The sequence below is a fragment of the Sphingomonas trueperi genome, from assembly GCF_040545965.1.
In the GTDB taxonomy this organism is placed as follows: domain Bacteria; phylum Pseudomonadota; class Alphaproteobacteria; order Sphingomonadales; family Sphingomonadaceae; genus Sphingomonas; species Sphingomonas trueperi_C.
Map to the genome: position 1 here is coordinate 154,409 of NZ_JBEPMV010000006.1, position 26,146 is coordinate 180,554.

The following is a 26,146-nucleotide window of genomic DNA, read 5'->3' on the forward strand; positions in this document are numbered from 1 at the left end:
TGTCGGCGCGGGCAAGAAAGAGGTACAAATGGGTTACCGTGTCGTCGTCGCAGGCGCCACCGGCAATGTCGGTCGCGAAATGCTCAACATCCTGGCCGAGCGGGAATTCCCGATCGACGAGCTCGCCGTGCTGGCGTCGTCGCGCTCGACCGGCGACATGGTCGACTATGGCGAGACCGGGAAACAGTATAAGGTCCAGAATATCGAGCATTTCGATCCCACCGGCTGGGACATGGCGCTGTTCGCCATCGGCTCCGAAGGCAGCGCCAAGTACGCGCCGAAGTTCGCTGCCGCCGGCTGCACGGTGATCGACAATGCCTCGCTCTACCGCATGGACCCGGACGTGCCGCTGATCGTGCCCGAGGTGAACCCCGAGGCGATCGACGGCTACAAGGTGCGCAACATCATCGCCAACCCGAACTGCTCGACCGCGCAGATGGTGGTGGCGCTCAAGCCGCTGCACGATGCCGCGAAGATCAAGCGCGTGGTGGTCGCGACCTACCAGTCGGTCTCTGGCGCGGGCAAGGCGGGCATGGACGAGCTGTTCAACCAGAGCCGCGCGATCTTCGTCGGCGACCAGGTGGAGCCGGCCAAGTTCACCAAGCAGATCGCCTTCAACGTGATCCCGCACATCGACAGCTTCCTCGACGACGGCTCGACCAAGGAAGAGTGGAAGATGGTCGTGGAGACCAAGAAGATCCTGGATCCCAAGATCAAGGTGACCGCCACGTGCGTGCGCGTGCCGGTGTTCGTCGGCCACTCCGAGGCGATCAACATCGAGTTCGAGGACGAGATCTCGGCGGAAGAGGCGCAGAACATCCTGCGCGAGGCACCGGGCATCATGCTCGTCGATAAGCGCGAGAATGGCGGCTATGTCACGCCGATCGAGAGCGTCGGCGAATATGCGACCTATGTCAGCCGCGTGCGCGAGGATTCGACCGTCGAGAACGGCCTGTCGCTGTGGTGCGTCTCGGACAATCTCCGCAAGGGCGCGGCGCTGAACGCGGTGCAGATCGCCGAACTGCTGGGGCGGCGCCACCTGCAGAAGGCTTGACCCTCAGCGTCTCCTCCCTCGGCGAAGCCGGGGGAGGGGGACCGCCGCCGAAGGCGGTGGTGGAGGGGGCTTGCTGCGAATTCTCGGGGTTTCCCCCTCCACCACTCGGCTGCGCCAAGTGGTCCCCCTCCCCCGCTTCGCGGGGGAGGAGACACTTTCTCAAAGCCGCGGCAGGGTGACCCCGCGCTGGCCCATGTACTTGCCCGCGCGGTCTGCATAGCTCGTCTCGCAGGGCTGCTCGCCCTTGAGGAACAGGAACTGGCAGGCGCCTTCATTGGCGTAGATCTTGGCCGGGAGCGGGGTGGTGTTGGAGAACTCCAGCGTCACATGGCCCTCCCATTCGGGCTCCAGCGGCGTGACGTTCACGATGATCCCGCAGCGCGCATAGGTCGACTTGCCGAGGCAGATCACCAGCGTGTCGCGCGGGACGCGGAAATACTCAACCGTCCGCGCCAGCGCAAAGCTGTTGGGCGGGATCACGCAGACATCGGTCTTGCGGTCGACGAAGCTGTTCGCGTCGAAATTCTTCGGGTCGACCACCGCGCTGTCGACATTGGTGAAGATCTTGAACTCGTCGGCGACGCGGGCGTCATAGCCGTAGGAGGAGAGGCCGTAGCTGATGCAGCCTTCGCGGCGCTGGCTCTCGACGAAGGGCTCGATCATGCCGTGGTTGAGCGCCTGCTCGCGAATCCAGCGGTCGGATAGAATGGACATGGGCGCGGGTAGTGCGGGGCGGGGCGGCACTCGTCAAGCGGACCGCCCCGCAATCGCATCCTCCTCCCCGCGGCCGCAGGGAGGAGGAGGGGCCGATCAGAGCTTGCTCAGCACATATTCTGCCGAGCTGACCTCGAAGGCGCCGGGCGCCTCGACGAACAGCTGCTCGACGACGCCGTCATTGACGATCATCGCGAACCGCTGGCCGCGCTTGCCGAGGCCGAAGCCGGTGCCGTCCAGCGTGAGGCCCAGCGCCTCGGCGAAGGCGCCGTTGCCGTCGGCGAGCATCGTCACCTTGTCGGCAACGCCATTGGCCTCGCCCCAGGCCTTCATCACGAAGAAGTCGTTGACCGCGGTGCAGGCGATCTCGTCCACGCCCTTGGCCTTGATCGCGTCTGCCTTCTCGACGAAACCCGGCAGGTGCTTGGCCGAGCAGGTGGGGGTGAAGGCGCCGGGCACCGAGAACAGCGCGACCTTGCGGCCGGCGAAATAGGCGGGGGCCTGAACCTGGTCCGGTCCTTCGGCGGTGACCTTGACGAGCGTGGCGTCGGGGATGCGATCGCCGGTCTGGATCGTCATGCTGTTCTCTCCTTGTACGAATCCTGCGGCCGCGCGGCCGCCGCGCTTCCATCGCATCCCGCGCAACAAATTCAAGCGTGGCCCGTAGGGAGGGCGAACGATATGGTGGACCGCATGGATTCGACGCCCTCCCTCACCGGCCAGTTCCTGCTGGCCATGCCCGGCATCGGCGACCCGCGCTTCGAGCGCGCAGTGATCGCGATGTGCGCCCATGATACCGAGGGCGCGTTGGGCATCGGCATCGGCGCCACGATCGATGGGCTGGGCCTGCACGACCTGCTCGAACAGTTCGAGATCGATCCGGGCACGGTGCCCGACGTGCCGGTGCATTTCGGCGGGCCCGTCGAGCCGCGCCGCGGCTTCGTGCTCCATACCGCCGACTGGAGCGGGCAGGACACGATCGACGTCGCCGGGCGCTGGCAGCTGTCCGGCACGATCGACGTGCTGCGCGCCATCGCCGAGGGCAAGGGGCCGAGCCGCTGGCTGGTCGCGCTCGGCTATGCCGGCTGGGGCGAGGGGCAGCTGGAAACCGAGCTGACCCGGCATGGCTGGTTCAACACGCCCGCCGATCTGGCGTTGCTCTACGATACCGATGTGTACGAGCGCTGGGCGGAAGGGTTCGTCGGCGCGGGCATCGATCCGCGGCTGCTGGCAAATAGCACGGGCACCGCTTGAATTCGGCCGAACGGCATATAAAGATATCTTTATATTAACATTGCGCGCCTGACCCGAAGCGGCTAGGGGCGCACCCATGCGGCCGGGAGGATTCCCGGTGCGCCAGCATTTGCCTGCAACTGGAGAAGCAGCCCGTGGCTAAGAACGACTATGTCATCAAGGACATCGCCCTCGCCGATTTCGGCCGCGCCGAAATCAACATCGCCGAGACCGAGATGCCCGGCCTGATGGCGCTCCGCAAGGAATTCGGCGCATCGCAGCCGCTCAAGGGCGCGCGCATCACCGGTTCGCTGCACATGACGATCCAGACCGCCGTGCTGATCGAGACGCTGACCGCGCTCGGCGCGCAGGTCCGCTGGGCGACCTGCAACATCTTCTCGACGCAGGACCACGCCGCCGCCGCGATCGCCGCGACCGGCGTGCCGGTATTCGCGGTGAAGGGCGAGAGCCTGGCCGACTATTGGGATTATGTCGGCGACATCTTCAACTGGGGCGCCGACGGTGACGGCACCACCGCCAACATCATCCTCGACGACGGCGGCGACGCCACCATGTTCGCGCTGTGGGGCGCCAAGCTCGAAGCCGGCGCGACGCTGGGCGAGCCGGAGAATGACGAGGAAGTCGAGTTCCAGCGCGCGCTGAAGGCGTTCGTCGCCAAGTATCCGGGCTACCTCACCAAGACCGTGCAGAACCTGAAGGGCGTCTCGGAAGAGACCACCACCGGCGTGCACCGCCTGTACGAGATCGCCAAGAAGGGCGAGCTGCCGTTCCCGGCGATCAACGTCAACGACAGCGTCACCAAGTCGAAGTTCGACAACCTCTATGGCTGCAAGGAATCGCTGGTCGACGCGATCCGTCGCGCCACCGACGTGATGCTCGCCGGCAAGGTCGCCGCGGTTGCCGGTTTCGGTGACGTCGGCAAGGGTTCGGCCCAGTCGCTGCGCAACGGTGGCGCCCGCGTGCTCGTGACCGAAATCGATCCGATCTGCGCGCTGCAGGCGGCGATGGAAGGCTTCGAGGTCGTCACGATGGATGAGGCCGTCAAGCGCGCCGACATCTTCGTGACCGCCACGGGTAACGCGGACGTGATCACCGCCGATCACATGAAGGCGATGAAGCCGATGTCGATCGTCTGCAACATCGGCCACTTCGACAGCGAGATCCAGATCTCGGCGCTGTCGAACTATAAGTGGACCGAAGTGAAGCCCGGCACTGACCTGGTCGAGTTCCCGGACGGCAAGCAGATCATCGTGCTCGCCAAGGGCCGCCTGGTGAACCTGGGCTGCGCCACCGGCCACCCGAGCTTCGTGATGTCGGCCAGCTTCACCAACCAGACGCTGGCGCAGATCGAGCTCTGGACCAAGGGCGAGAACTACAAGAACGAAGTCTACGTCCTCCCGAAGCACCTCGACGAGAAGGTCGCCGCGCTCCACCTCGAGAAGCTGGGCGTGCACCTGTCGCAGCTGAGCGAGAAGCAGGCCGCCTATATCGGCGTGCCGGTCGAAGGTCCGTTCAAGCCGGACCACTACCGCTACTGATCCATCTGGACAGATCGGCGTTCAGGAAGGCCGTCCCCGGAAGGGGGCGGCCTTTTCGCTGCGCCCGTATGCATGTTACGTGCGTGTTGCACAGGAGCAACGGTAGCGAAGAAACAGTGGCCAATGTGTCGCCGTGCGCATCCTGCCCACGCTTTTGCGCGTTTTGGGAAACGTGTCTGCAACCTCGGCAAAACCCCAGATGCAACGATGGGTTCGACCGGCGGCAGCATCGTTGAAAGCATGCAAAAAGGGGTTCGTACATGCGTCTCAATGTTTCCGGCCGAGTACCCGGCCTGCGTTTCACGGCTTCGGCCGCCGTCCTTGCGTTCGCGCATCTCGCCACACCCGCGCTGGCACAGACTAGCAGCTCGACCGCGCAGGATGGGGCGGCGCCTGCCCAGGAACCGACGGAAATCGTCGTGACCGGCTCGCGCATCGCGCGCCCCGAATTCGATACGGTGCAGCCGACCCAGGTGGTCGGCGCGGCGCAGATCGAATCGCGCGGCTACACCAATGTCGGCCAGGCGTTGCGCGAGATCCCCGCCTTCGGGCCGCCGGGCAACAGCTCGGTCGGCGCGCAGTCCTCGTTCGGCCCGTCGCAGACCTTTGTCGACTTCTTCGGCCTCGGCACCCAGCGCACGCTGGTGCTGGTGAACGGCCGCCGCTTCGTGTCCTCGAACACCGCGAGCATCTTCGGTCCGGTCAACCCGGGCACCCAGGTCGACCTCAACAACATCCCGACGACGCTAGTCCAGCGCATCGAGACCGTCGCGATCGGCGGCGCGCCAATCTATGGCTCGGATGCGATCGCCGGCACCGTCAACATCATCCTGAAGAAGGATTATCAGGGGCTCGAGGTCGGCGGCCAGTATGGCGTCTCCGAGCGTGGCGACGCGCCCGAAGCCCGTCTTAACTTCCTTGCCGGCAAGAACTTCGCCGAGGGCCGCGGCAACATCGTCGTGTCGGGTGAGTACAACCACACCACCGGCATCGTCGCCAATGATCGCGCGGTCACCGCGAGCGGCAATTTCTTCGGCACGCCACCGACATCGGCGGGGTCGCCGTTCGCGCGCCTGCTCTACCCGCAGCAGCGCTATTCGGCGTTCACCTCGGGCGGCGTGCCGTTCGTCGACGACAATTACCTGGTTCGCGAGTCGGGCATCCAGAACGCCGCCGGCCAGTATCTGCAGTTCGGCCCGAACGGCACGCTGGTGCCGCTCGACCTCGGCACCGTGCTGCGCCAGGGCTATATCAGCAGCGGCGGCAACGGCTTCGACCTGCCGGCGCAGAGCAACCTGCTGACCAGCTCCGAACGCTACATCGCCAGCGCCCAGCTCAACTATGCCTTCACCGATCACGTCCGCTTCTTCGGCGAGGGCTGGTACACGCACACGAAGGGCGTGAACCTGATCGATCAGCCCAACTACAACACAGCGCTGTTCGACGCCGCCGGCACCCCCGACGGCAACCTGATCGTGTCGCTCAACAATCCCTATCTGAACGCCGCGGATCGCGCGACGATCGCCTCCCAGCTGCCGGCCGGCCAGAACGAATTCTATGTCGGCCGTGCGCTGAACGATCTCACCACCGGCCGTGCCGAAGCGCGGATCGAAACCTATCGCTTCGTCGGCGGACTAGCGGGCGATTTCGGCGTTGGCGATCGCAACTTCACTTGGGAAGCCTCGGTAAACTATGGCCGCTCGCAGACCCGCGGCCGCAACTACGAGCTCGACAACCAGAACTTCTTCAACGCGATCGACGCCGTCGCTGATGCCAGCGGCAACATCACCTGCCGCCCCGGCGTGACCAACTCGACCGCCGACACGATCAGCAAGACCTGCGCGCCGCTGAACATCCTGGGCTCCGGCCAGGCGAGCCAGGCCGCGCGGGACTATATCTTCGCGATCGCGCGTCCGGTCTCGACCAACGAGCAGTTGGTGTTCAACGCCAATGTGACCGGCGCCGTGGCCAAGCTGTTCGGCAACGACGTCAGCATCTCGGCGGGCTATGAGCATCGCCGCGAGAAGACCTCGTTCGATCCGGGGAGCTTCTATTACGGCGAGGACAACGGCGACGGCACCCGCACCCAATATGGCCGCAGCATCCCGATCGACCCGATCAGCGGCCGCTTCCACACCAACGAAGCGTTCGGCGAGCTCGTCATTCCGTTCGTCACCGCGCAGAACGGCATGAGCTGGCTGAAGACCGTCGAATTCGACGGTGCGGCGCGCTATGTCGACAACTCGTTGTCGGGCGGCGACTGGGCGTGGACCGCGGGTGGACGCCTCGGCTTCATCTCGGACCTGACCTTCCGCGGCAACTATACGCGCTCGATCCGTTCGCCCGCGATCACCGAGGCGTTCAACCCGACCTCGCGCGCGTTCGACAATGGCCGCGACCCGTGCGACGCCAATTATTCGACCAGCGGCCCGAACCCGTCGGTGCGCCAGGCGAACTGCCGTGCCGCGGGCATCGACCCGACCAGCTTCGTGTCCAACTACAGCAACTTCACCATTCCGGTGACGGTCTCGGGCAATCCCGGGCTGCGCAACGAAGTGGCGAACAGCTGGACGGTCGGCGCGATCGTGCAGCCGCGCTTCGCCAAGAGCCTGACGGTGGCGGTCGACTGGATCAACATCAAGCTGAAGGACGCGATCGTCTCGCTGGGCGGCGATGACATCCTCAACGCCTGCTACGATTCGTCCGCCTATCCGAACAGCTTCTGCGGCCTCGTCACGCGCGACGCCAACGGCCAGATCACCGGCATCCAGGAGGGCTATTACAACGCCTCGTCCTACGAGACGACGGGCCTGACGGTCACCGCCGCCTACCGTCTGCCGCTCTCGCGGCTCGGCATGTCGAGCAACGGCGTCGCCGGCCTATCGGTGAACTATTTCTACCGCGACAAGCTGCAGCAGCGCGTCGGCATCGGCGACATCAACCATCTCGCGGGCGAGATCGGCTATCCGCACCATTCGGGTACCGCCAACCTCACCTATGAGAGCGACCGGTTTAACGGCCTGATCCAGGCCCAGTATATCGGCAAGGGTGCCTATGACGTCGACGAGGCCGCGAACGCCCGCAACATCATGGGCGTCAGCGACTGGTGGGTGTTCAACGCGACGCTGGGCGTGCGCGTGAACCAGCAGTTCGGCATGAAGCTGATCGTCGACAATGTGTTCGACGTAAAGCCGCCGTACCCGGCGCCCGCCGGCAGCGCCAATGCTACCAGCACCTATTTCTCGGGCATTCTGGGCCGTTATGCCCGGATCGCCGCGAGCGTGAAGTTCTGAGCGGCGCGCAGAAAACAGGTGCACAAGGGGCTCGGCGTCGCCGGGCCCCTTTTCGTATGGGCACGGCATCGCCTAAGGATGGGACGATGGCTTGCCGACGTCTTCCCCGATGATCGTAGTTTCGCAGAGTGGCGCAGCCATTGTCGGCGCGGTGCTGGCATTCGTGCTGATCGCGGCGGTGTGGGCGCTCTATGCCGGGCTCGCCGCGCGCGCCGCTGCACGCACCGCCTATGAGCAGAACCGCCGGCTGCTGCGCTTCTCCCGCACCTCGCCGGCGCTGCCCATGCTGGTTCGCGCCGATGGCCGCATCGAAATGTCGCCGCGTCTTGCCGCCTGGCTCGGGCTGGAGGGACCGGTCGAATCGCTCGCCCGGCTGTCGCAGAAGGATTCGGGGCTCGATCCCGAGGATGTCATCTTGCTCGGCGAGCAGGTCGCGGCGGCCCAGCGCGCCGGCCAGTCCTTTCGGCTCTCCCTGCCGGTGCGCGGCTCCGAGCGGATGCTGCTGGTGCTGGGCGAGCGCGCCTCCGAGGCGGTGGAGACGCCGGGCAGCGTGCTGCTCTGGGTACTCGACGCGACCGACAGCCAGGCGGAAGTGGGATCGCTGGAGCGCGAGGCCGATCGGCTGCGCGCCGCCTTCGACGCGCTGACCGCGCTGATCGAAGCCGCGCCGATGCCGATGTGGTATCGCGGCCCTGACCTACGGCTGCTGATGGTCAACACCGCCTATGTTCGCGCCGTCGAGGGGCGCGACGCCGAGGATGTGGTTTCACGCGGGGTGGAACTGGTCGACGGCGCCGGGCTGGGCGGTCCGCTTGCCAACGCCGCGATCGCGCGCGACACGCAGGAGCCACAATCGGCCGCGATGCCCGCGACGATCGCCGGCGCGCGGCGGATGCTGCGCCTCCATGACGTGCCGCTGCCGACCGGCGGTATCGCCGGCTTCGCGGTCGACATCGAGGAGCTGGAGCGCGCTCGCGGCGGCCTGAAGCGCTTCGCCGAGGCGCAGCGCGCGATGCTCGACCGGATGTCCGCCGGCGTCGCGCAGTTCGGCTCGGACCGCAGCCTGGTGTTTTGCAACCAGCCCTTCCGCCGCCTGTTCGCGATGAAGAACGAGTGGCTGGCCGACCGCCCCGAGTTCGACCGCGTGCTGGAACGCATGCGTGAGGCGCGCAAGCTGCCCGACGTGCGCGACTTTCCGCACTGGAAGGCCGAGCGCCGCGAGTGGTTCACCGCGCCCGAGGCGGTGGAGGAAAGCTGGAGCATCGGCACCACCCACCTCCGCGTCGTCGCCCAGCCGCTGCCCGAAGGCGGGCTGCTGCTGATCTTCGAGGACCAGACCCAGCAGCTCGAACTGCAGCGCGAGCATGGCGAGATGCAGCAGGTCCGCACCGCCACGCTGGACAGCCTGGCCGAAGCGGTAGCGGTGTTCGGCAAGGGGCGACTGCAGCTGTGGAACCGCAAGTTCCGCCAGGTCTGGGGCTTCGAGGACGGGTTCCTCGACGGCCACCCGCAGATCGCCACGATCGTCAAGGCGGCCGGCGGCAAGCTGGTCAACGCCGCCCGCGCCGAGATCATCGGCGACCTGATCCGGCTCGCGGCGAAAGATCGCCAGCAGCGCGGCTCCAGCATCACCTTTGCCAATGGCCGCCATTTCGACATCGCCGCGGTGCCGCTGCCCGACGGCAACGCGCTGGTGACCATGCTCGACACCACCGATCGCCAGCGGGTGGAACGGGCGCTGCGCGACCGCAACGAAGCGCTGGAGGCGGCCGACCGCGTCCGCACCGCCTTCGTGGCCAATATGAGCTATGAGCTGCGCACGCCGCTCACCTCGATCAAGGGCTTTGGCGAGATGCTCCAGGGCGGGTTCGCCGGCAAGCTGAGCGCGGACGGCAAGGAATATGTCGAAGCCATCCTGATGTCGGTCGACCGGCTGGGCGGGTTGATCGACGACGTGCTCGACCTGACGCAAAGCGAAGGCCAGCCGATCGAGCGCGAGACGGTGGATGTCGAGCTCGCCGCCACCAGCGCGGCCGATGTGATCGCGCCGCTCGCCAAGGGCAAGGCGATCGATCTGGTGATCGAGGATGCCGGCACCGCAGGCGTGGTGCAGGGCGATGCCCGCCGCATCCGCCAGACCGTCGAGCATCTGCTGCGCCACGCGGTGTCGCACACGCCCGAGGGCGGCCGCGTGCTGCTGCATCTCGACGGCAACGCGCGGGTGGCTCGGGTGATCGTCAGCGATGACGGCCCGGGCATGCCCCCGGAGGCAGTCGCGCGGGCGTTCGACCGGTTCGCGCAGGTCGGCACCTCGCGCGGCGGCGATCGCGCGCTGGGGCTGGGTCTGCCGCTCGCCAAGCAGTTCGTCGAGGCGCATGGCGGGCGGATCGAGCTGATCTCCGAGCCGGGGCAGGGGACGCTGGTCACGGTGGAGTTGCCGCGCGGATGACCGAAGACTCGATCCTGCTCGCCTCCCTTGACGAAGCGCGGGCGCTCGGTGCCAAGCTGGCTGCCGTCGCAGGCCCCGGCGACGTCATCGCGCTGTCCGGCCCCCTGGGCGCGGGCAAGACCAGCATCGCCCGCGGGCTGCTCGCGGCACTGGGACTGGAGGGCGAAGCGCCGTCGCCGAGCTTTGCGATCGTCCAGCCCTATGACGTGCCCGAGGTGCGGCTGCCGGTACTGCACGTCGACCTGTATCGCATCGAGGATCCGGACGAGGCCGAGGAACTCGGGCTCGACGACGCGCGCGAGGATTCGCTGCTGCTCGTCGAATGGCCCGAGCGGCTGCCTGCCTCGGCATGGCACGACGCCTTGTGGCTGACGCTGGCGGTCGCCGCGGACGGCACCCGTGCCTTGACAGCGCGCGTGCCGGCGGCATGGGAAGGCCGATGGCCGTTGACATGACTCCGCCGCTTGGCGCGCCCGCTTTTCTCGCTTCCGCCGGCTGGGCAGGAGCCGACATCCTTCCCGTTGCCGGCGATGCCTCGTTCCGCCGTTATTTCCGCGTGGTCGACGGCGACCGCAGCGCGATCCTGATGGACGCCCCGCCCCCGCACGAGGACCCGCGCCCGTTCCTGGCGGTGGCGCGCTGGCTGACCGACCATGGCTTTGCCGCCCCCGCGATCCTGCACGAGGATCTGGCGCAAGGCCTGGTGCTGCTCGAGGATTTCGGCGACGTCCGGCTGCGCGAGACCGTCGATGCCGAGCCCGCGCGCGAGCTGGGCCTGTACGGCGCTGCGGTGGACCTGCTGGTACGGCTCCACGATGCGCCGGCCGGGGTCGAGGTGCCCTATGATCTCGCTGTCTACCAGCGCGAGGCGGGGCTGTTCGTCGAATGGTATTGCCCCGCCGTCGGGCTCGAGGTGGATGCTGCCGGCTATCGTGACGCCTGGGATGCGGTGCTGGCGCCGCTGCTGGGTGGTCACCGCCCCGTCACGGTGCTGCGCGACTACCATGCCGAGAATCTGATGCTGATCGAAGGTGGCGAAGGCTTGGGACTGCTCGACTTCCAGGATGCGCTCGCCGGGCACCCCGCCTATGACCTCGTCTCGCTGCTGCAGGATGCGCGCCGCGACGTGCCGCAAGCGACCGAGGCGGCGATGCTGGCCCGTTACCGCGACGCGGCCGGCGCCGGCGAGGCGTTCGACGTCGCCTATCACGTGCTCGGCGCCCAGCGGAACGCCAAGATCCTCGGCATCTTCACCCGGCTGTGGAAGCGGGACGGGAAGCCTCGCTACCCGTCGCTCTGCCCGCGCGTCTGGGCCTATCTCGAGCGCGACCTTGCCCATCCGGCGCTCAAGCCGGTGGCGGACTGGTTCGCGGCCAACGTACCGACCGAGAAGCGCGGCGATCCGATGCAGGTGGCGGCATGACGATCTACTCGCTCCGCCCGCAGCCGCTCGCGCCGGCGCCGAAGACCGCGATGGTGATGGCTGCCGGCCTCGGCAAGCGGATGCGCCCGCTCACGGTCAGCCGGCCCAAGCCGCTGATCGAGGTGGCCGGCAAGCCGCTGATCGACCACGTCTTCGATCGCCTGTCCGTCGCTGGGGTCGAGCGGGCGGTGGTCAACGTCCATTACCTTGCCGACCAGCTCGAGGCGCATCTACGCGCGCGGGTGAAGGGCATCGAGCTTCTGATCTCGGACGAGCGCAAGCAGTTGCTGGAGACCGGCGGCGGCCTCGTCCAGGCGCGCGACCTGCTGGGTGACCAGCCCTTCCTCTGCGTCAACAGCGATAATCTGTGGGTCGACGGCCCCAGCGACGCGATCCGCCTGCTCGCATCGCAGTGGGACGACGCGAAGATGGACGCGCTGCTGCTGCTGGTACCGCTGGCGCGGGCGACCTGTCATCGCGGGCAGGGGGACTTCCGGCTCGACGCATTCGGGCGGATCACCGAGCGGCGCAAGCCCGGCCGGCTGGCGCCCTTCGTGTTCACCGGCATCCAGATCCTGTCGCCGCGGGTGATCCGCGACTGGCCCGAGGGGCCGTTCTCGACCAACTTGTTCTGGAACCGCGCGATGGAGGCCGGGCGCTTGTGGGGCGCGGTGCACCAGGGCCTGTGGTTCGACGTCGGCTCCCCCAAGGCGATCCGCGCGACCGAGATGGCGCTCGCAGAGCTTTGATCGTCCAGGCCGCGGACAGCGGTTGCGTTGAAGGCCCACGGCGCTAAGGTTCGCGCTCCGTTCCCCTTTTGCCGAGCCGCATGTCGCACGCGCTGCACCTTTACACGATTCCGCCACACCGGGCCTTTGCCGACGCGCTGGCGATCGGGCTGATCCGCCGCTTCGGCGCGGACCCGCTGCGGCTGGCCCGCGGTGTGGTGCTGCTACCGAACAATCGCGCCAAGCGGGCGATGCAGGACGCCTTCGTGCGCGAGAGCGGCGGTGGGCTGCTGCTGCCCCGATTGGTCGCGATCGGCGATCCCGAGCTCGACGAAGCGGTGTTCGAGACGGTCGACGATCCCGAGCCGGTACCGCCCGCGGTCGATCCGCTCCAGCGGCGGATGATCCTCGCGCGGCTGCTCCAGGGGCACGATGCGCGGCTGGACGCGGCGGAGGCGGTGCGGCTGGCGGGTGATCTGGGCACGACGCTCGACCAGCTGCTGGTCGAGGAAGTTTCGCCCCGTAAGCTGCGCGATCTGGAGCTGGGGCCCGAGCTGTCGGCGCATTGGGAGCGCTCGCTCGCGCTGTTCGAGATCGTGCTGACCCGCTGGCCCGAGGAACTGGCCGCGCTGGGGCGCGTCGACCTGCCCGAACGGCGGCGGCGCCTGCTCGATCGTGTTTCCGCACGGTGGAAGGCGGCGGCGCCCGCCGGCTTCGTCTGCGCTGCGGGCATCACCACGGCGGCGCCCGCGATCGCGCGGCTGCTGCGGGTCGTGGCGGGGCTGCCCGAGGGGATGGTGGTGCTGCCCGCGCTCGCCACCGGCATGGGCGACGACGAATGGGAGTCGCTCGGGCCGCACAAGCCGGATCCCACAACGGGTCGGCGGCGGCGCGCGCTGGAGACGCACCCGCAATTCCACCTCAAGCTGCTGCTCGACCGGATGGGCGTGGCGCGCGGCGAGTTCCAGCAATGGCGCGTCGCCAGCGAGCTCGACGCGCCGCCCGCGCGCAGCAAGGCGATCGCCTCGGCGATGCAGCCGCCCGAGCTCACCCATCGCTGGACCGACTTGCCTGCCGGCGAGCGGCGGCTGGATGGCGTCCGCGCGCTCGAACTGGCGACCCCCGCCGAGGAGGCGCAGGCGATCGCACTCGCGCTGCGCGAGGCGCTGGAGACGCCCGCGCGTACCGCCGCGCTGGTCACCCCCGATCGCGCCTTGGCCCGCCGGGTGGCGGCGCATTGCGCGCGATGGGGCATAGCGGTCGACGATTCCGCCGGCCAGCCGCTGTCACTCACCCCGCCGGGCACGCTGCTGCTGGCCCTTGCCGATGCGGCGGCGCAGGCGTTCGCGCCGATGCCGCTGCTGACCTTGCTCAAGCATCCGCTGGTCCGGCCGAACGATCGTGCGGCCTGGCTGGACGGCGCTCGCGCGCTCGACCTCGCGCTGCGCGGGCCGCGCCCGGCGCCGGGGCTGACCGGTATCGACGCGCATCTGGCCGAGCAGGGCGGACGGGAAGGGGCGCTGCGCCGCACCGCTGCAGCTTGGTGGGACACGTCGCGGCCGTTGCTCGCGCCGCTGGAGGCGGTCTTCGCGGCAGGCGCGCAGCCGCTTGCTGGGCTGGTCGCCGCCCTACGCGAGGCAGCGCAGGCACTGGGCGGTGACATGCTGTGGAGCCGCGAGGACGGCCGCGCCGCCGCGCTGCTGCTCGACGATCTGGAACGCGAGGCGGCGCATGGCCCGGCGCTTGCCGAGCCCGACAGCCTCGCCCCGATGCTCCGCACGCTGATGGACGAAGTCGCGGTGCGGCCGCCGCAGGGCGGGCATCCGCGGCTCGCCATTCTCGGCCTGATCGAGGCGCGGCTGCACAGTGCCGACCTGATGATCCTCGGCGGGCTCAACGAAGGCGTCTGGCCGGGACTGCCCGCGCCCGACCCCTGGCTCGCGCCGCGCATCCGCGCCGAGCTGGGGCTGCCGGGACTGGAGCGGCGGATCGGCGTATCCGCGCACGATCTCGCGATCGGGCTGGGCGCACGGCAAGTCCTGCTCACCCGCGCCCGCCGCGACGCGAGCGCGCCGACCATCGCCTCGCGCTTCTGGCTGCGGCTGGAGGCGCTGTCCGGTGGCCTGGAGCGGGCAACCGACCTCGCGGCGTGGATGGCGGCGATCGACGCGCCGGGCGCCTTCGCTCCGGTCGCGCGGCCCGAGCCGTCGCCCCCAGCCAAGGGCCGGCCCAAGGTCATCTCGGTCACCGAAGTCGATCGCCTCAAGGCCGATCCCTATGCCTTCTACGCCCGGCGGATGCTGCGGCTGATGCCGCTCGATCCGGTCGATGCCGATCCGAGCGCCGCGTGGCGGGGGACGGCGGTGCACGACGTGCTGCAGCGCTGGTTCGAGGAGGATGACTGCCGACCGGACCTGCTCCGCGCCCGCGCCGAGGCGATGCTGGCGGACACGCGTACGCACCCGCTGATCCGCGCGCTGTGGCAGCCGCGTCTGATCGAGGCGATCGACTGGATCGCCGGCGAGCTGGTCGAGCAGGGGCTGAAGGGCCGCACGGTGCTGGCGGTGGAGCGGGACGGGTCGATCGACTTTGCGGGCGTGACGCTGCGCGGCAAGTTCGACCGGGTCGACCGGCTGGAGGGCGGCGCGCTGGCGATCGTCGACTACAAGACCGGCCAGCCGCCGAGCACGCGGGCCGTGAAGGCCGGATTCAGCCTGCAGCTCGGGCTGCTGGGGCTGATCGCCGAGCGGGGCGGGTTCGAGGGTATCGAGGGCGCCGCGCGGGCGTTCGAATATTGGTCGCTGGCGCGCAATCCGAGGAGCGGCGGCTTCGGCTATGTCGACTCGCCGGTCGATCCGAAGAAGCGCGAGCCGGTGCCGGCGGAGGATTTCGTCAGTATCGCCGCCGAGCATTTCGCCGCGGCGGCGGGTGAGTGGCTGACCGGCGAGCGCCCGTTCACCGCCAAGCTGGTGCCGGAATATGCCCCCTATGCGGAATATGACCAGCTTATGCGCCGGGATGAATGGTATGGGCGTGAGTAAGTTTCGTGCTCCTGCGAACGCAGGAGCCCAGGGCCACAGGGGATTCCCTCGCGACTCCTGGGCCCCTGCTTTCGCAGGGGCACGGCCAGGAAGGATGCGCCCATGAGCCGCAGCCCCGCCAAGCTCCACCCGCTCAAGGGCAACCAGAAGCGGGCCAGCGATCCGACGCGGCATATCTGGCTGTCGGCCTCGGCAGGGACCGGCAAGACGCAGGTGCTCGCCGCGCGGGTGTGGCGGCTGCTGCTCGCGGGCACGGATCCCTCGGCGATCCTGTGCCTCACCTTCACCAAGGCCGGCGCGGCCGAGATGTCCGAGCGGATTACCGGGCGGCTGGCCCATTGGGTGCGCGCGAAGGACGAGGAACTCGCCGCCGATCTCGCCGCGCTGGGCGAGAGCATCGGTCCCGACAGCCGGGCCGTCGCGCGGACGCTGTTCGCCAAGGTACTCGATGCGCCGGGCGGGGGCATCCGCATCCAGACGATCCACAGCTTCTGCCAGTCGCTGCTTTCCGCCTTCCCGATCGAGGCGGGGCTAGTGCCCGGCTTCCGACCGCTGGAGGCGCGCGAGGAGGCGGTGCTGGCGCGCGAGACGCTCGCCGAAATGCTCGTCGAGGCGCGGCGCGAAGGCCGCGAGGGCGTGATCGACGCGATCGGCGCGCTGTCCTTGCGGCTCGGCGAGGGCGGGGCGGAAGGGTTCCTGCAGGAATGCGCGCGCGCCGGCGAGGCGCTGGAGGGGCTGCCTATCGGCATCCAGCCCTGGCTGCGCCGTGCGTTCGACCTGCCCGCGGGCGACATCGCCGAATCGCTCGCAACAAGCTGCAGCGACGATGGCTTTGACCTGCAAACGCTACGCAATATCGCATCGGCTAATGCTGCCTGGGGCACCGCCCGCGGCCTGGAACGGGCGGACGTGATCGCCGCCTGGCTGGCGCGCTCGCCGGAACAACGCGCCGAGACGCTCGACCAGCTCCACCTCGTCTGGGCCACCGCCAAGGGCGATCCGCGCAGCTTCGCGAAGGCGCAGGCGCCGCAGGACCCCGACTATGCCGAAGCGGCGATGCGGCTGCACGGGCGCTGCGGCGAACTGCTCGCGATGCGGGTGCGTGCCGCCTATGTCGACCTGCTTGCGCGCGGGTTGGAAGCCGGCCGCGAATACGCCCGCGCCTATACCGCCGCCAAGCGCCGGCTGGGCGCGGTCGACTTCGACGATCTGATCGGCCGCACCATCGCGCTGCTTCGCCAGGAGGGCATGGGCGCATGGGTGCGCTTCAAGCTCGACCAGGTGACCGAGCATGTGCTGATCGACGAGGCGCAGGACACCAATCCCCGACAATGGGCGATCGTCTCGGCGATGGCCGACGAGTTCTTCGCCGGCGAAGGCGCGCGCGGCGACCGGCTGCGCACGCTGTTCACCGTGGGCGACTACAAGCAGGCGATCTTCGGCTTCCAGGGCACCGACCCGATCTTCTTCCAGGCGGCTTTCGAACGGTTCAAGCAGCTGGCGAACTTCCGCGCGGACTATGAGGTCGAGGTGCGGGAGCTGGAATCGCTCTCGCTCACCCACAGCTTCCGCTCCACCCGCCCGGTGCTGGAGTTCGTCGACACCGCGCTGGGCCTGCTGCCCGAACCCGGCATGGGCCCGATGAGCGACAGCGAGCCGCACGCCAGCGAAGTGCCGGGTCCCGGCACGGTGACTTTGTGGCCGCCGGTGATCGAGGGCGGCAGCGAGGCCGACGAGGAAGAGTGGATCGGCGACGCCACTCGCGCGCTCGCCGCCCGCATCGCCCGCCAGATCAAGGGCTGGGTGGGCAGCCTGCCGCTGGCGAGCAAGGGGCGGATGCTTGCTCCCGGCGACGTGATGGTGCTGGTGAAGCGGCGCGGCGAGCTCGCCTCGCTGATCGTCGCGCGGCTCTATGCCGAGGGGGTGCCGGTTGCGGGCGTCGACCGGCTGCGCTTGAACGCGCCGCTGGCGGTGCAGGATCTGCTCGCCGCGATCCGCTTCGCGCTCCAGCCGGAGGATGATCTGTCGCTGGCATCGCTGCTGGTCTCGCCGCTGATCGGCTGGAGCCAGGAGGAACTGATGGCGGCGGCGGTGCGCGAGCGCGGCGGGCTGTGGCGGCACCTGCGCGAACGCCAGCCGGCGGAGAAGCTGGCGCCGCTCTACGATTTGCTGCGCCGCGCCGACCTCGCCACGCCCTATCGCTTCCTCGAGGAGATCCTGTCCGGGCCGATGCAGGGGCGGCGCAAGCTGCTGTTGCGGCTGGGCGAGGAGGCGCGCGATCCGATCGAGGAACTGCTCAACGCCGCGCTGACCTTCGAGACGCGGGCGACGCCGTCGCTCCAGCGCTTCCTCGACTGGTTCGATCGCGGCGATGTCGAGATCGTCCGCGATGCCGCCCAGCCCCAGCCCGCGGTGCGGGTGATGACGGCGCATGGATCGAAGGGCCTGCAGGCGCCGCTGGTGATCCTGGCGGATGCGACGGTGGATCCCACGCGCAGTCCGCGCAGTACCCTCAAATGGACGCCCGACCAGGAGCAGGAGAAATTCCCGATCTTCCGCCCGCGCAGCGCCGAGCGCGACGGGGCGCTGGCCGAAGCGCTGGCCGAGGCGGATGCGCGCGAACTGCAGGAGCATTGGCGGCTGTTCTACGTCGCCGCCACCCGCGCCGAGGAGCGGCTGGTGATCGCCGGCGCGCTCGGTTCCCAGGCCAAGGGCGAGCCGCCCAAGGCGAGCTGGTATGCCGCCAGCGCCGCCGCGCTCGATGCGTTGGGCGTGCCGCTGGACGAGGCCGGGGTGCGGGAGTTCCACGGCGTCGTCCCGCAGGCGCCGGTGCGTCCCGTCGCTCCACCGGTGGTCGTGGAAGCCGCGCCCGCGCCGGTGCTGCCCGACTGGCTCCACGCCCCCGCGCCGCAGGAAGCGCGCCCGCCGCGCCCGCTCGCGCCCTCGTCGCTGGGCGACGACCGCGTGTCGGATCCGCCGCCGGGCCCCGCGATGCGCGCCGCCGCCGAGCGCGGCCGCTTGCTCCACGCGCTGTTTGAGCGGTTGCCCGGCGTCGCTCCGGAGGCGCGGCGGTCTGCCGCGGATCGATGGCTGGCGGGGGCAGGGGGGCTCGCCGATGCGGCCGAGCGCACGGCACTGATCGATGCGGCCCTCGCAGTTACCGAAGACCCGCGCTTCGCCGAGCTGTTCGGGCCCGATGCGCTGGGCGAGGCGCCGATCGCCGCGGTGGTGGCGGACGGGGTGGTCGTCTCGGGCACGGTCGACCGGCTGGTGGTGACGCCCGAGCGGGTACGGGTGGTCGACTTCAAGACCGGCCGCCGCGCGCCGGCGTCGCTCGCCGACGTGCCGCCCTACCATCTCCGCCAGATGGCCGCTTATGTCGCCGCCCTACGGGTGATCTTTCCCGATCGCGCGGTGGAGGCCGCCCTCCTGTATTCCGCCGGTCCGGTGCTCTACGCATTGCCCGAGGCCCTTCTCGCCGAGCACAAGCCGGGCTACGCGGGGTAGGAGCAAAGCTTGGGCTCCTCCGCTTGAGCAACGCCCCCGGCGATCATAGATAGCCGACCAACACGAAGTTCAGGAGATACCGACATGGCCACTGTGGCGACCACCGACGCCAATTTCGAAACCGACGTGCTGCAGGCAGACAAGCCCGTCCTCGTCGATTTCTGGGCAGAATGGTGCGGCCCGTGCCGCATGATCGCCCCGGCGCTCGAAGAGCTCGCCGAGGAGCTGGCGGACAAGGTGCAGATCGTGAAGATCAACATCGACGACAATCCCGATGCCCCGACCAAGTATGGCGTGCGCGGCATTCCGACGATGATCCTGTTCAAGAATGGCCAGCAGGCCGCTACCCAGGTCGGCGCGCTCCCCAAGAGCGGCATCAAGCAGTGGATCGAACGCGAGATCTGATCGCGTATCGCCAGGCTCCCCGTCCGATCGCGGGTGGGGAGCGCTGGTTTAGTCGAACAGCAATTCCGTCGCGCGCTTGCCAAGGTCCGGCGTCGATGCCGCGACGATGCCGATGCCCTCGTCGCCGATCCGATAGGGGCTGCCGTCCCAGCGGCCGACATAGCCGCCGGCTTCGGTGAGAAACAGCACGCCCGGCGCGTGATCCCACACCAGCGTCCGCCGAAAGATGGCGATGTTGTTCTGTCCCAGCACCAGTCGGGGATAATTTTCGGCGGCACAGCGGGGCAGCGGCACCAGCTCGAATGCCGATCCGAAACGCGCGGCGCGGGCGGCGTGTTCTTCCTCGGACTGCCCAACCTTTGAGACCGCCGCCAGTGGACTGGCTGCCCCGCTTGCGCGGGCACGGACCGGTGCATCGCCGATGAACGCGCCGCCGCCCAGCGCGGCATGGCACATGCGATCGGCAACCGGATCGTAGAGCCAGCCCGCCTGCGTCACGCCGTTTTCGACCAGCGCGATCATTATCCCGAAGGGCGCTTGCCCAGCGGCGAAGTTGGCGGTGCCATCGATCGGATCGATGATCCAGGCACGCGCGGCGGTCGCCTGGTCCATCAGCGCCGGATCGGCCGCGCACGCTTCCTCGCCGACGATCACCGCATCGCCATCGATCGCCGCCAGCCCCTCGGTAAGTCGTTCCTCGGCCTCGCGATCGGCGATGGTGACCAATTCCCCGGGGGTCTTCTCCAGCACCTCCTCGGCTGCGAGATTACGGAAGCGGGGCATCACCACCGCCTCGGCCACGGTGCGCATCAGCGCGGAGACGGCGGCATGGTGGCGATGCATGCGCGTCAGCTCCGGTAGTCGGCGTTGATCGAGATATAGCCGTGGGTGAGGTCGCAGGTCCAAACCGTCGCGCGACCCTCGCCGAGGCCGAGATCGACGCCGATCTCGATTTCCTGGCCCTTGAGATGCGCGGCGACCGGCGCCTCGTCATAGCCTTCCACCGCAAGGCCGTCGCGCGCGACCTGGGTGGTGCCGAAGCGGATGGACAGCTTGTCGCGCTCGGCGGGCTCGCCGGCCTTGCCGACCGCCATCACCACCCGGCCCCAATTGGCGTCTTCACCAGCAATTGCGGTCTTCACGAGCGGCGAGTTGGCGATCGACATGGCGATGCGGTGCGCGCTGCGGTCGCTCTCGGCGCCCTCGACGGTAATTTCGATCAGCTTCTGCGCACCTTCGCCGTCGCGGACGACGAGTAGGGCGAGCTGGCGGCAGAGATCGGCAAGTGCGGCACGGAAGGCGTCGGCGCCGGCTTCCTCGTCACTGGTCAGCGGCGCATTGCCCGCCTTGCCCGTGGCGAAGGCGAGAACGGTGTCGCTGGTCGAGGTGTCGCCATCCACCGTGATGCACGAGAAGCTGGCGCCGTTAGCATCGCTCAACGCGTGCTGGAGGAACGCCGGGTCCACCGCCGCATCGGTGAAGATGAAGCCGAGCATCGTCGCCATGTCCGGCGCGATCATGCCCGATCCCTTGATGATGCCGGCCAGCGTCACCGTCCGGCCGTCGACCACCGCCGTCGTCACCGCGCCCTTGGCGAAGGTGTCGGTGGTCATGATTGTCGCGGCGGCGTCTTCCCAGCGGCAGACTTCGGCGGTGTAGGCGGCGTCGAGCCCGGCCTCGGCCTTGTCGATCGGTAGCGGCACGCCAATCACGCCGGTGGAGGCGACGAACACGTCGGAGGGATCGCAGCCGAGATGCTGCGCGGTGCGGGCAGCAATCGCCTCTACCGCGGCGCGGCCGCGATTGCCGGTGAAAGCGTTCGAGTTACCGGCATTCACCACCAGCGCCCGTGCCTTGCCGAGCACCAGCGCCTTGCGGCACCATTCCACCTCGGGCGAGGGGCATTTGCTGCTGGTCAGCACGCCCGCGACGCTGGTGCCTTCATCGAGCGTGACGAAGGTGAGGTCGCAGCGATCCCAGTTCTTGTACCGGGCGCGGGCGACGCGCGGCGTCACGCCGGGGATCGCGGGCAAAGCGGGGAAGGGCAGCGCGAGCGGGGAGGTGCTGGTGGACATGGAACCGCCTGTGATTAGGATGCGCGCGTGCTTCGTGCATGGGGGGAGAAAGATCAATGTTTTTGGTGATGGCGCTGCTGGCGGCGCAGGTGCAGGTTGGCGGGAAGGGCCCGAAGGCGCCGACACCGTTGATGAACCCCAGCAGTTGGATAACCGACGATGATTATCCACCGTCTGCTAAACGGCAGCGCCATGAAGGCACCGTTGAGTTCCGGCTTAAGGTCGGTCCGGACGGCGTCCCCGTCGATTGCACCGTTACCCAATCTTCGAGTTTTGATGAATTGGACGAGCGGGCATGTAGCCTGCTCGTTCGCCGCGCGCGATTCTGGCCCGCACGCGATGCTGCAGGCAATGCGATGGCCTTCACTTACACGAACCGCTTCACGTGGCGCTTGGGCAACGCGCCACCCCATCGCAACGGGGTTAATGGCGGCGTAGGCGCGGGAGCAACGGTTCCGCCCGGTGCATTACAGCTGACCGTTGCGAGGCTGCCATCGGACTATCGGCAGCCGTTGAGAGCGGCGGTATCGTTCGGGGTCGACCAACGCGTGATCGATTGCCGCATTCTGGAATCGAGCGGGAACAGCGCAATCGATCGTGCGGCCTGCGGGCAATTGCGGACGCTCGCCACCGCGCCGTCGCCGAACGCCGGAGCAGCGGCCGCCACGACTGCGGAGTACATCGTCTCATTCCGCACCGATGCGCCCGCCAAGCCCTAGCTTTTGATTAGACGAACCGTGCGTCGATCCCTATGTGTCGTGCGTTGCCGCCCTTCGGTTGCGACATCATCACCGTGTACCACAGGGTTTCGCTTGGAACTGCTGCTGCTTCTCACTGCGCTTTTCGCGAGCCTGACCGGCGTGTCGGGCGAGCGTGGGCTGCGCCCGATCCAGGGCGTGGCCGTGGTGCGCGTGGCGGAAGCGGCGCAGGCGGCGGTCGCCCCGTCGCGCCATATCGTTGCGGCTGCGGCGGCGCTTCCTGCGCTGGTGCGGCTCGTCACGATCCCGGTGTTCCACGTCGCCGCCGCCCCGCGGCCGACGCTTCGCCTCGCCTTCGAGCAGCGGCGCGAATAGCCTTTCCGGCCCGCGCGTTCGGGCCCTTCTTCCTTTCGTCGCCGCGCGCTTGCGCGGTGCGCCCGTGATGGCTCCGCCGTGTCGGCAGTCGTCGCGCATCCCATTCAAACAGGTCAGGAATTCGCATGTTCGGCGGTATTGCCAAGTCGCTTTTCGGTTCGTCCAACGATCGCTACGTCAAGTCGCTCAACCCGATCCTCCAGAAGATCGCCAGCTTCGAGCCGGCGCTCCAGGCGATGAGCGACGACACGCTGGCCGCGCAGACCATCAAGTTCCGCGAGCAGCTGGCCAATGGCGCCAAGCTCGACGACCTGCTGCCCGAGGCCTTCGCCACGGTGCGCGAGGCGGCTCGCCGGGTGATCGGCCAGCGCCATTATGACGTGCAGATGATCGGCGGTATCGTGCTCCACCGCGGCGAGATCGCCGAGATGCGCACCGGCGAGGGCAAGACGCTGGTGGCGACGCTCGCCACCTACCTCAACGCGCTGCCGGGCGACGGCGTCCACGTCATCACCGTCAACGACTACCTCGCCCGCCGCGACGCCGAATGGATGGCGCAGGTCTATGGCTTCCTCGGCCTCACCACCGGCGTGATCGTGCCGAACCTCTCCGACCAGCAGCGCCGCGACGCGTACGCCTCGGACATCACCTACGGCACGAACAACGAGTTCGGCTTCGACTATCTGCGCGACAACATGAAGTACGATCGCGCAAGCATGGTGCAGCGGCCCTTCGCCTACGCGATCGTCGACGAGGTCGACTCGATCCTGATCGACGAGGCGCGTACCCCGCTGATCATCTCGGGCCCGACCGACGACCGCTCCGAGCTCTACATGAAGGTCGATGCGGTGGTGAAGCAGCTCGATGCTTCGACCTACGAGAAGGACGAGAAGCAGCGCACGATCGTGCTGACCGAGGAAGGCACCGAGACGGTCGAGCGGCTGCTCGAGGAGGCCGGCGTGCTGGTCGGCGCCAATCTCTACGATTTCGAGAACACCCAGGTGGTGCACCACCTGAACCAGGCGCTCCGTGCGAACGTGATGTTCAAGCGCGACACCGATTACATCGTCAAGGATGGCAAGATCGTCATCATCGACGAGTTCACCGGGCGCATGATGGACGGCCGCCGCTGGTCGGACGGCCTGCACCAGGCGGTGGAAGCCAAGGAAGGCGTCAACATCGAGCCGGAGAACCAGACGCTCGCCTCGATCACCTTCCAGAACTACTTCCGCATGTACCCGAAGCTCGGCGGTATGACCGGCACCGCTTCGACCGAGGCGGCCGAGTTCTACGACATCTACAAGATGAACGTCGTCACCATCCCGACCAACCTGCCGGTGCAGCGCGTCGACGAGGAAGACACCTTCTACAAGTCGACCGAGGACAAGTTCGCCGGCATCGCCAAGACGATCAAGGCGCATGCCGAGCGCGGCCAGCCGGTGCTGGTCGGCACCGTCTCGATCGAGAAGTCGGAACTGCTCTCCGAGTTTCTCCACCGCGAGGGCGTGAAGCACGAGGTGCTCAACGCGCGCTTCCACGAGAGCGAAGCGCATATCGTGGCGCAGGCGGGCCGCCTGGGCATGGTCACCGTGTCGACCAACATGGCCGGCCGCGGTACCGACATCCAGCTCGGCGGTAACGTCGAGTTCCGCGTCGCCGACGAGCTGCGCGACATGCCCGACGGCCCCGAGCGCGACGCCGCGATCGAGCGGATCAAGGCCGAGGTCGCCGAGGAGAAGGAAAAGGTGAAGGCCGCGGGCGGGCTGTTCGTGCTCGGCACCGAGCGCCATGAAAGCCGCCGCATCGACAACCAGCTGCGCGGCCGCTCGGGCCGTCAGGGCGACCCGGGCCTCAGCCGTTTCTACCTCAGCCTCGACGACGATCTGCTGCGCATCTTCGGCTCGAACACGCTGTTCTCGCGGATGATGCGCTCCAGCCTGGAGGACGGCGAGGCGATGCCGCCGTCGCGCTGGCTGAGCAAGGCGATCGAAACCGCGCAGCGCAAGGTCGAGGCACGCAACTATGACGTGCGCAAGCAGGTCGTCGAGTACGACGACGTGATGAACGACCAGCGCAAGGTCATCTACGAGCAGCGCGCCGACATCATGGATGCCGACACGGTCGGCCATGTCGTCGAGGACATGCGCCACGAGACGGTGAATGCGATCGTCGGCGAGGCCTGCCCGCCGAACAGCTACCCCGAGCAGTGGAATGTCGAGGGGCTCAAGGAGCGCCTTGCCGACACGCTCAACCTCGATCTGCCGGTCGACCAGTGGGTCAAGGACGAGGAAGCGATCGATCCGGAGATGCTGGAAGAGCGCATCCGCGAAGCCGCCGACGCCGCGATCGCTGAGAAGGCCGCGGACTTGGAGCCGGAGACCTGGACCTCGATCGAGAAGTCGATCCTGCTCCAGAACCTGGACCATCACTGGAAGGAGCATCTCGCGATGCTCGACGCCCTGCGCCAGGTCGTCCACCTGCGCGCCTATGCGCAGAAGACGCCGATTAACGAATACAAGCACGAGGCGTTTTCGATGTTCCAACGGATGCTCGACACGATCCGCGAGGACGTGACGCGCACCATGGCCTTCGCCCAGTTCCGCATGGCGCCGCCGCCGGAACTGCCCGAGCTGCCGGCGTTCCTGACCACGCACATCGACCCGCTGACCGGCATGGACAACACCAATGATTGGAACGGCGGCTCGGCCGGGCTGGTCACCACCCGCCTGCCACCGCTCGGCATCCCGCAGCCGGCGGGTGACGATTATGGCACCGATCCGTCGCAATGGGAGGGCGTGGTCAGCCGCAACGCGCCGTGCCCGTGCGGTTCGGGGCTGAAGTACAAGCACTGCCACGGCCAAGTGGCGTAAGCACCTGCGTTCCCCTCCCGCACGCGGGAGGGGAACACAAAGAAAAGGGCGGCGCCGGTGGTCCCGGCGCCGCCCTTTCTGTTTCTGCGCTGTCCGCGATCAGCGGGTCTGCGGCATCTGGATCTTCGGGCCCAGCCGTTCCTTCACCTCGCGCGCATCGAAGGCGCGGATGTTGTCGGCGGGCTTGGGGCCCTTGCCCATCACGATCTCGGCCATCGCCTCGTAGCGATCGACGGTGCGGATATCGACATTGCGGTCGAAGAAGGGGTCGCCCCAGAAGGGGTCCCAGCTGCGCCAGCCCCAGCGCGGGCTGTAATAGCGCCAGTACGGGCTCCAATAGCCCCAGGGACCGCCAAAGCCGGCGCCGCCGACGCCCGGCGTCGCATAGGTCTGGGTCTTCTTTTCCGTGTCGCGATTGGCGAGCAGGAAATAGTCATAGCCGCTCTGCAGCGTCAGCTCGGCCGCGCGATAGAGCAGGTAGCGCTCGACGGTCTCGCGCGAGGTCAGGCTGTTGCCCGAAAAGCTCACCCGGAAGCGATTATCCTCGATCTGCTCGTCCGAATAGCCGTTGCGCACCGAGCCGTTCGCCGAAGCGGGCTGGTACGGCGTGGCGGTCATGCACGATGCGAGCGAGAGGCTGCCCGCGACCATCAGGCCGAGTGCTGCCAGCCGCCGGCCCTTCTGTGATGAAATTGGCATTGGTCCTCCGACACTTCCAAACA

At 68.2% G+C, this 26,146-nt stretch carries 19 protein-coding genes; 14 read left to right on the top strand and 5 right to left on the bottom strand.

Translation table 11 applies throughout. The features are described 5' to 3' along the window. Positions 1-28 precede the first annotated feature (28 nt). Positions 29-1,054 (top strand): aspartate-semialdehyde dehydrogenase, encoded by a 1,026-nt coding sequence (locus ABIC35_RS17360; protein WP_121076627.1) that lies wholly within the window; start codon positions 29-31, stop codon positions 1,052-1,054. 159 nt (positions 1,055-1,213) lie between these two features. On the opposite strand, the gene dcd is transcribed toward ABIC35_RS17360, so the two are convergent. Both dcd and ABIC35_RS17370 read right to left on the bottom strand, forming a co-directional pair. Continuing rightward, positions 1,214-1,768 carry a dCTP deaminase gene (gene dcd / locus ABIC35_RS17365; RefSeq protein ID WP_010543264.1) on the bottom strand — a complete coding sequence of 185 codons (555 nt, stop codon included), beginning with the start codon at positions 1,766-1,768 and terminating at the stop codon, positions 1,214-1,216. Positions 1,769-1,864: 96 nt separating this feature from the next. Then, the gene (locus ABIC35_RS17370) at positions 1,865-2,347 is read right to left on the bottom strand and encodes a peroxiredoxin (RefSeq protein ID WP_121076628.1); all 483 of its coding nucleotides are present in this window, start codon (positions 2,345-2,347) and stop codon (positions 1,865-1,867) included. A 114-nt stretch (positions 2,348-2,461) separates the two neighbouring features. On the opposite strand from ABIC35_RS17370, the gene ABIC35_RS17375 reads away from it, so the two are divergent. The 10 genes from ABIC35_RS17375 (at position 2,462) to trxA (ending at position 19,406) form a co-directional block, all read left to right on the top strand. After that, complete coding sequence (locus tag ABIC35_RS17375; RefSeq protein ID WP_121079329.1) at positions 2,462-3,022, top strand: YqgE/AlgH family protein; 561 nt, start codon at positions 2,462-2,464, stop codon at positions 3,020-3,022. Positions 3,023-3,141: 119 nt separating this feature from the next. Further along, positions 3,142-4,560 carry an adenosylhomocysteinase gene (ahcY, locus tag ABIC35_RS17380; protein ID WP_121076630.1) on the top strand — a complete coding sequence of 473 codons (1,419 nt, stop codon included), beginning with the start codon at positions 3,142-3,144 and terminating at the stop codon, positions 4,558-4,560. 260 nt (positions 4,561-4,820) lie between these two features. Continuing rightward, entirely contained in the window at positions 4,821-7,853 is a 3,033-nt protein-coding gene (locus ABIC35_RS17385) for a TonB-dependent receptor plug domain-containing protein (RefSeq protein ID WP_121076632.1), read from the top strand. A gap of 109 nt (positions 7,854-7,962) precedes the next feature. After that, on the top strand, positions 7,963-10,302 hold the full coding sequence (locus ABIC35_RS17390) for a sensor histidine kinase (RefSeq protein WP_121076634.1): 2,340 nt from the start codon (positions 7,963-7,965) through the stop codon (positions 10,300-10,302). Next, complete coding sequence (tsaE, locus tag ABIC35_RS17395) at positions 10,299-10,757, top strand: tRNA (adenosine(37)-N6)-threonylcarbamoyltransferase complex ATPase subunit type 1 TsaE (protein ID WP_121076636.1); 459 nt, start codon at positions 10,299-10,301, stop codon at positions 10,755-10,757. Before ABIC35_RS17390 ends, tsaE begins: the two co-directional genes overlap by 4 nt. Next, positions 10,754-11,725, top strand: coding sequence for an aminoglycoside phosphotransferase family protein (locus ABIC35_RS17400; protein WP_183049487.1), 972 nt, complete (start codon positions 10,754-10,756; stop codon positions 11,723-11,725). The genes tsaE and ABIC35_RS17400 overlap by 4 nt, the downstream gene beginning before the upstream one ends. Then, positions 11,722-12,474, top strand: coding sequence for a nucleotidyltransferase family protein (locus ABIC35_RS17405; RefSeq protein WP_121076640.1), 753 nt, complete (start codon positions 11,722-11,724; stop codon positions 12,472-12,474). Before ABIC35_RS17400 ends, ABIC35_RS17405 begins: the two co-directional genes overlap by 4 nt. An 80-nt stretch (positions 12,475-12,554) precedes the next feature. Continuing rightward, a complete protein-coding gene (gene addB / locus ABIC35_RS17410) occupies positions 12,555-15,494 on the top strand; it encodes a double-strand break repair protein AddB (RefSeq protein WP_121076642.1) in 2,940 nt (979 codons plus the stop codon). Between the two features lie 102 nt (positions 15,495-15,596). Then, positions 15,597-19,001 (top strand): double-strand break repair helicase AddA, encoded by a 3,405-nt coding sequence (addA, locus tag ABIC35_RS17415; protein ID WP_121076644.1) that lies wholly within the window; start codon positions 15,597-15,599, stop codon positions 18,999-19,001. Between the two features lie 84 nt (positions 19,002-19,085). Beyond that, positions 19,086-19,406 (top strand): thioredoxin TrxA, encoded by a 321-nt coding sequence (gene trxA / locus ABIC35_RS17420; protein ID WP_121076646.1) that lies wholly within the window; start codon positions 19,086-19,088, stop codon positions 19,404-19,406. Between the two features lie 48 nt (positions 19,407-19,454). On the opposite strand, the gene ABIC35_RS17425 is transcribed toward trxA, so the two are convergent. Both ABIC35_RS17425 and argJ read right to left on the bottom strand, forming a co-directional pair. Further along, positions 19,455-20,249, bottom strand: coding sequence for an inositol monophosphatase family protein (locus ABIC35_RS17425; protein ID WP_121076648.1), 795 nt, complete (start codon positions 20,247-20,249; stop codon positions 19,455-19,457). Positions 20,250-20,254: 5 nt separating this feature from the next. Further along, positions 20,255-21,481, bottom strand: coding sequence for a bifunctional glutamate N-acetyltransferase/amino-acid acetyltransferase ArgJ (gene argJ, locus ABIC35_RS17430; RefSeq protein ID WP_121076650.1), 1,227 nt, complete (start codon positions 21,479-21,481; stop codon positions 20,255-20,257). Positions 21,482-21,537: 56 nt separating this feature from the next. Between argJ and ABIC35_RS17435 the strand changes: the two genes are divergently transcribed. The 3 genes from ABIC35_RS17435 (at position 21,538) to secA (ending at position 25,424) form a co-directional block, all read left to right on the top strand. Then, positions 21,538-22,200: a TonB family protein gene (locus ABIC35_RS17435; RefSeq protein WP_183049369.1), complete on the top strand. Its 663-nt coding sequence runs from the start codon at positions 21,538-21,540 to the stop codon at positions 22,198-22,200. Between the two features lie 93 nt (positions 22,201-22,293). After that, a complete protein-coding gene (locus ABIC35_RS17440; RefSeq protein WP_121076654.1) occupies positions 22,294-22,554 on the top strand; it encodes a hypothetical protein in 261 nt (86 codons plus the stop codon). A 125-nt stretch (positions 22,555-22,679) separates the two neighbouring features. Continuing rightward, positions 22,680-25,424 carry a preprotein translocase subunit SecA gene (gene secA / locus ABIC35_RS17445; protein ID WP_121076656.1) on the top strand — a complete coding sequence of 915 codons (2,745 nt, stop codon included), beginning with the start codon at positions 22,680-22,682 and terminating at the stop codon, positions 25,422-25,424. A gap of 99 nt (positions 25,425-25,523) precedes the next feature. On the opposite strand, the gene ABIC35_RS17450 is transcribed toward secA, so the two are convergent. Beyond that, positions 25,524-26,123 carry a CC0125/CC1285 family lipoprotein gene (locus ABIC35_RS17450; RefSeq protein ID WP_121076658.1) on the bottom strand — a complete coding sequence of 200 codons (600 nt, stop codon included), beginning with the start codon at positions 26,121-26,123 and terminating at the stop codon, positions 25,524-25,526. Positions 26,124-26,146: the final 23 nt, after the last annotated feature.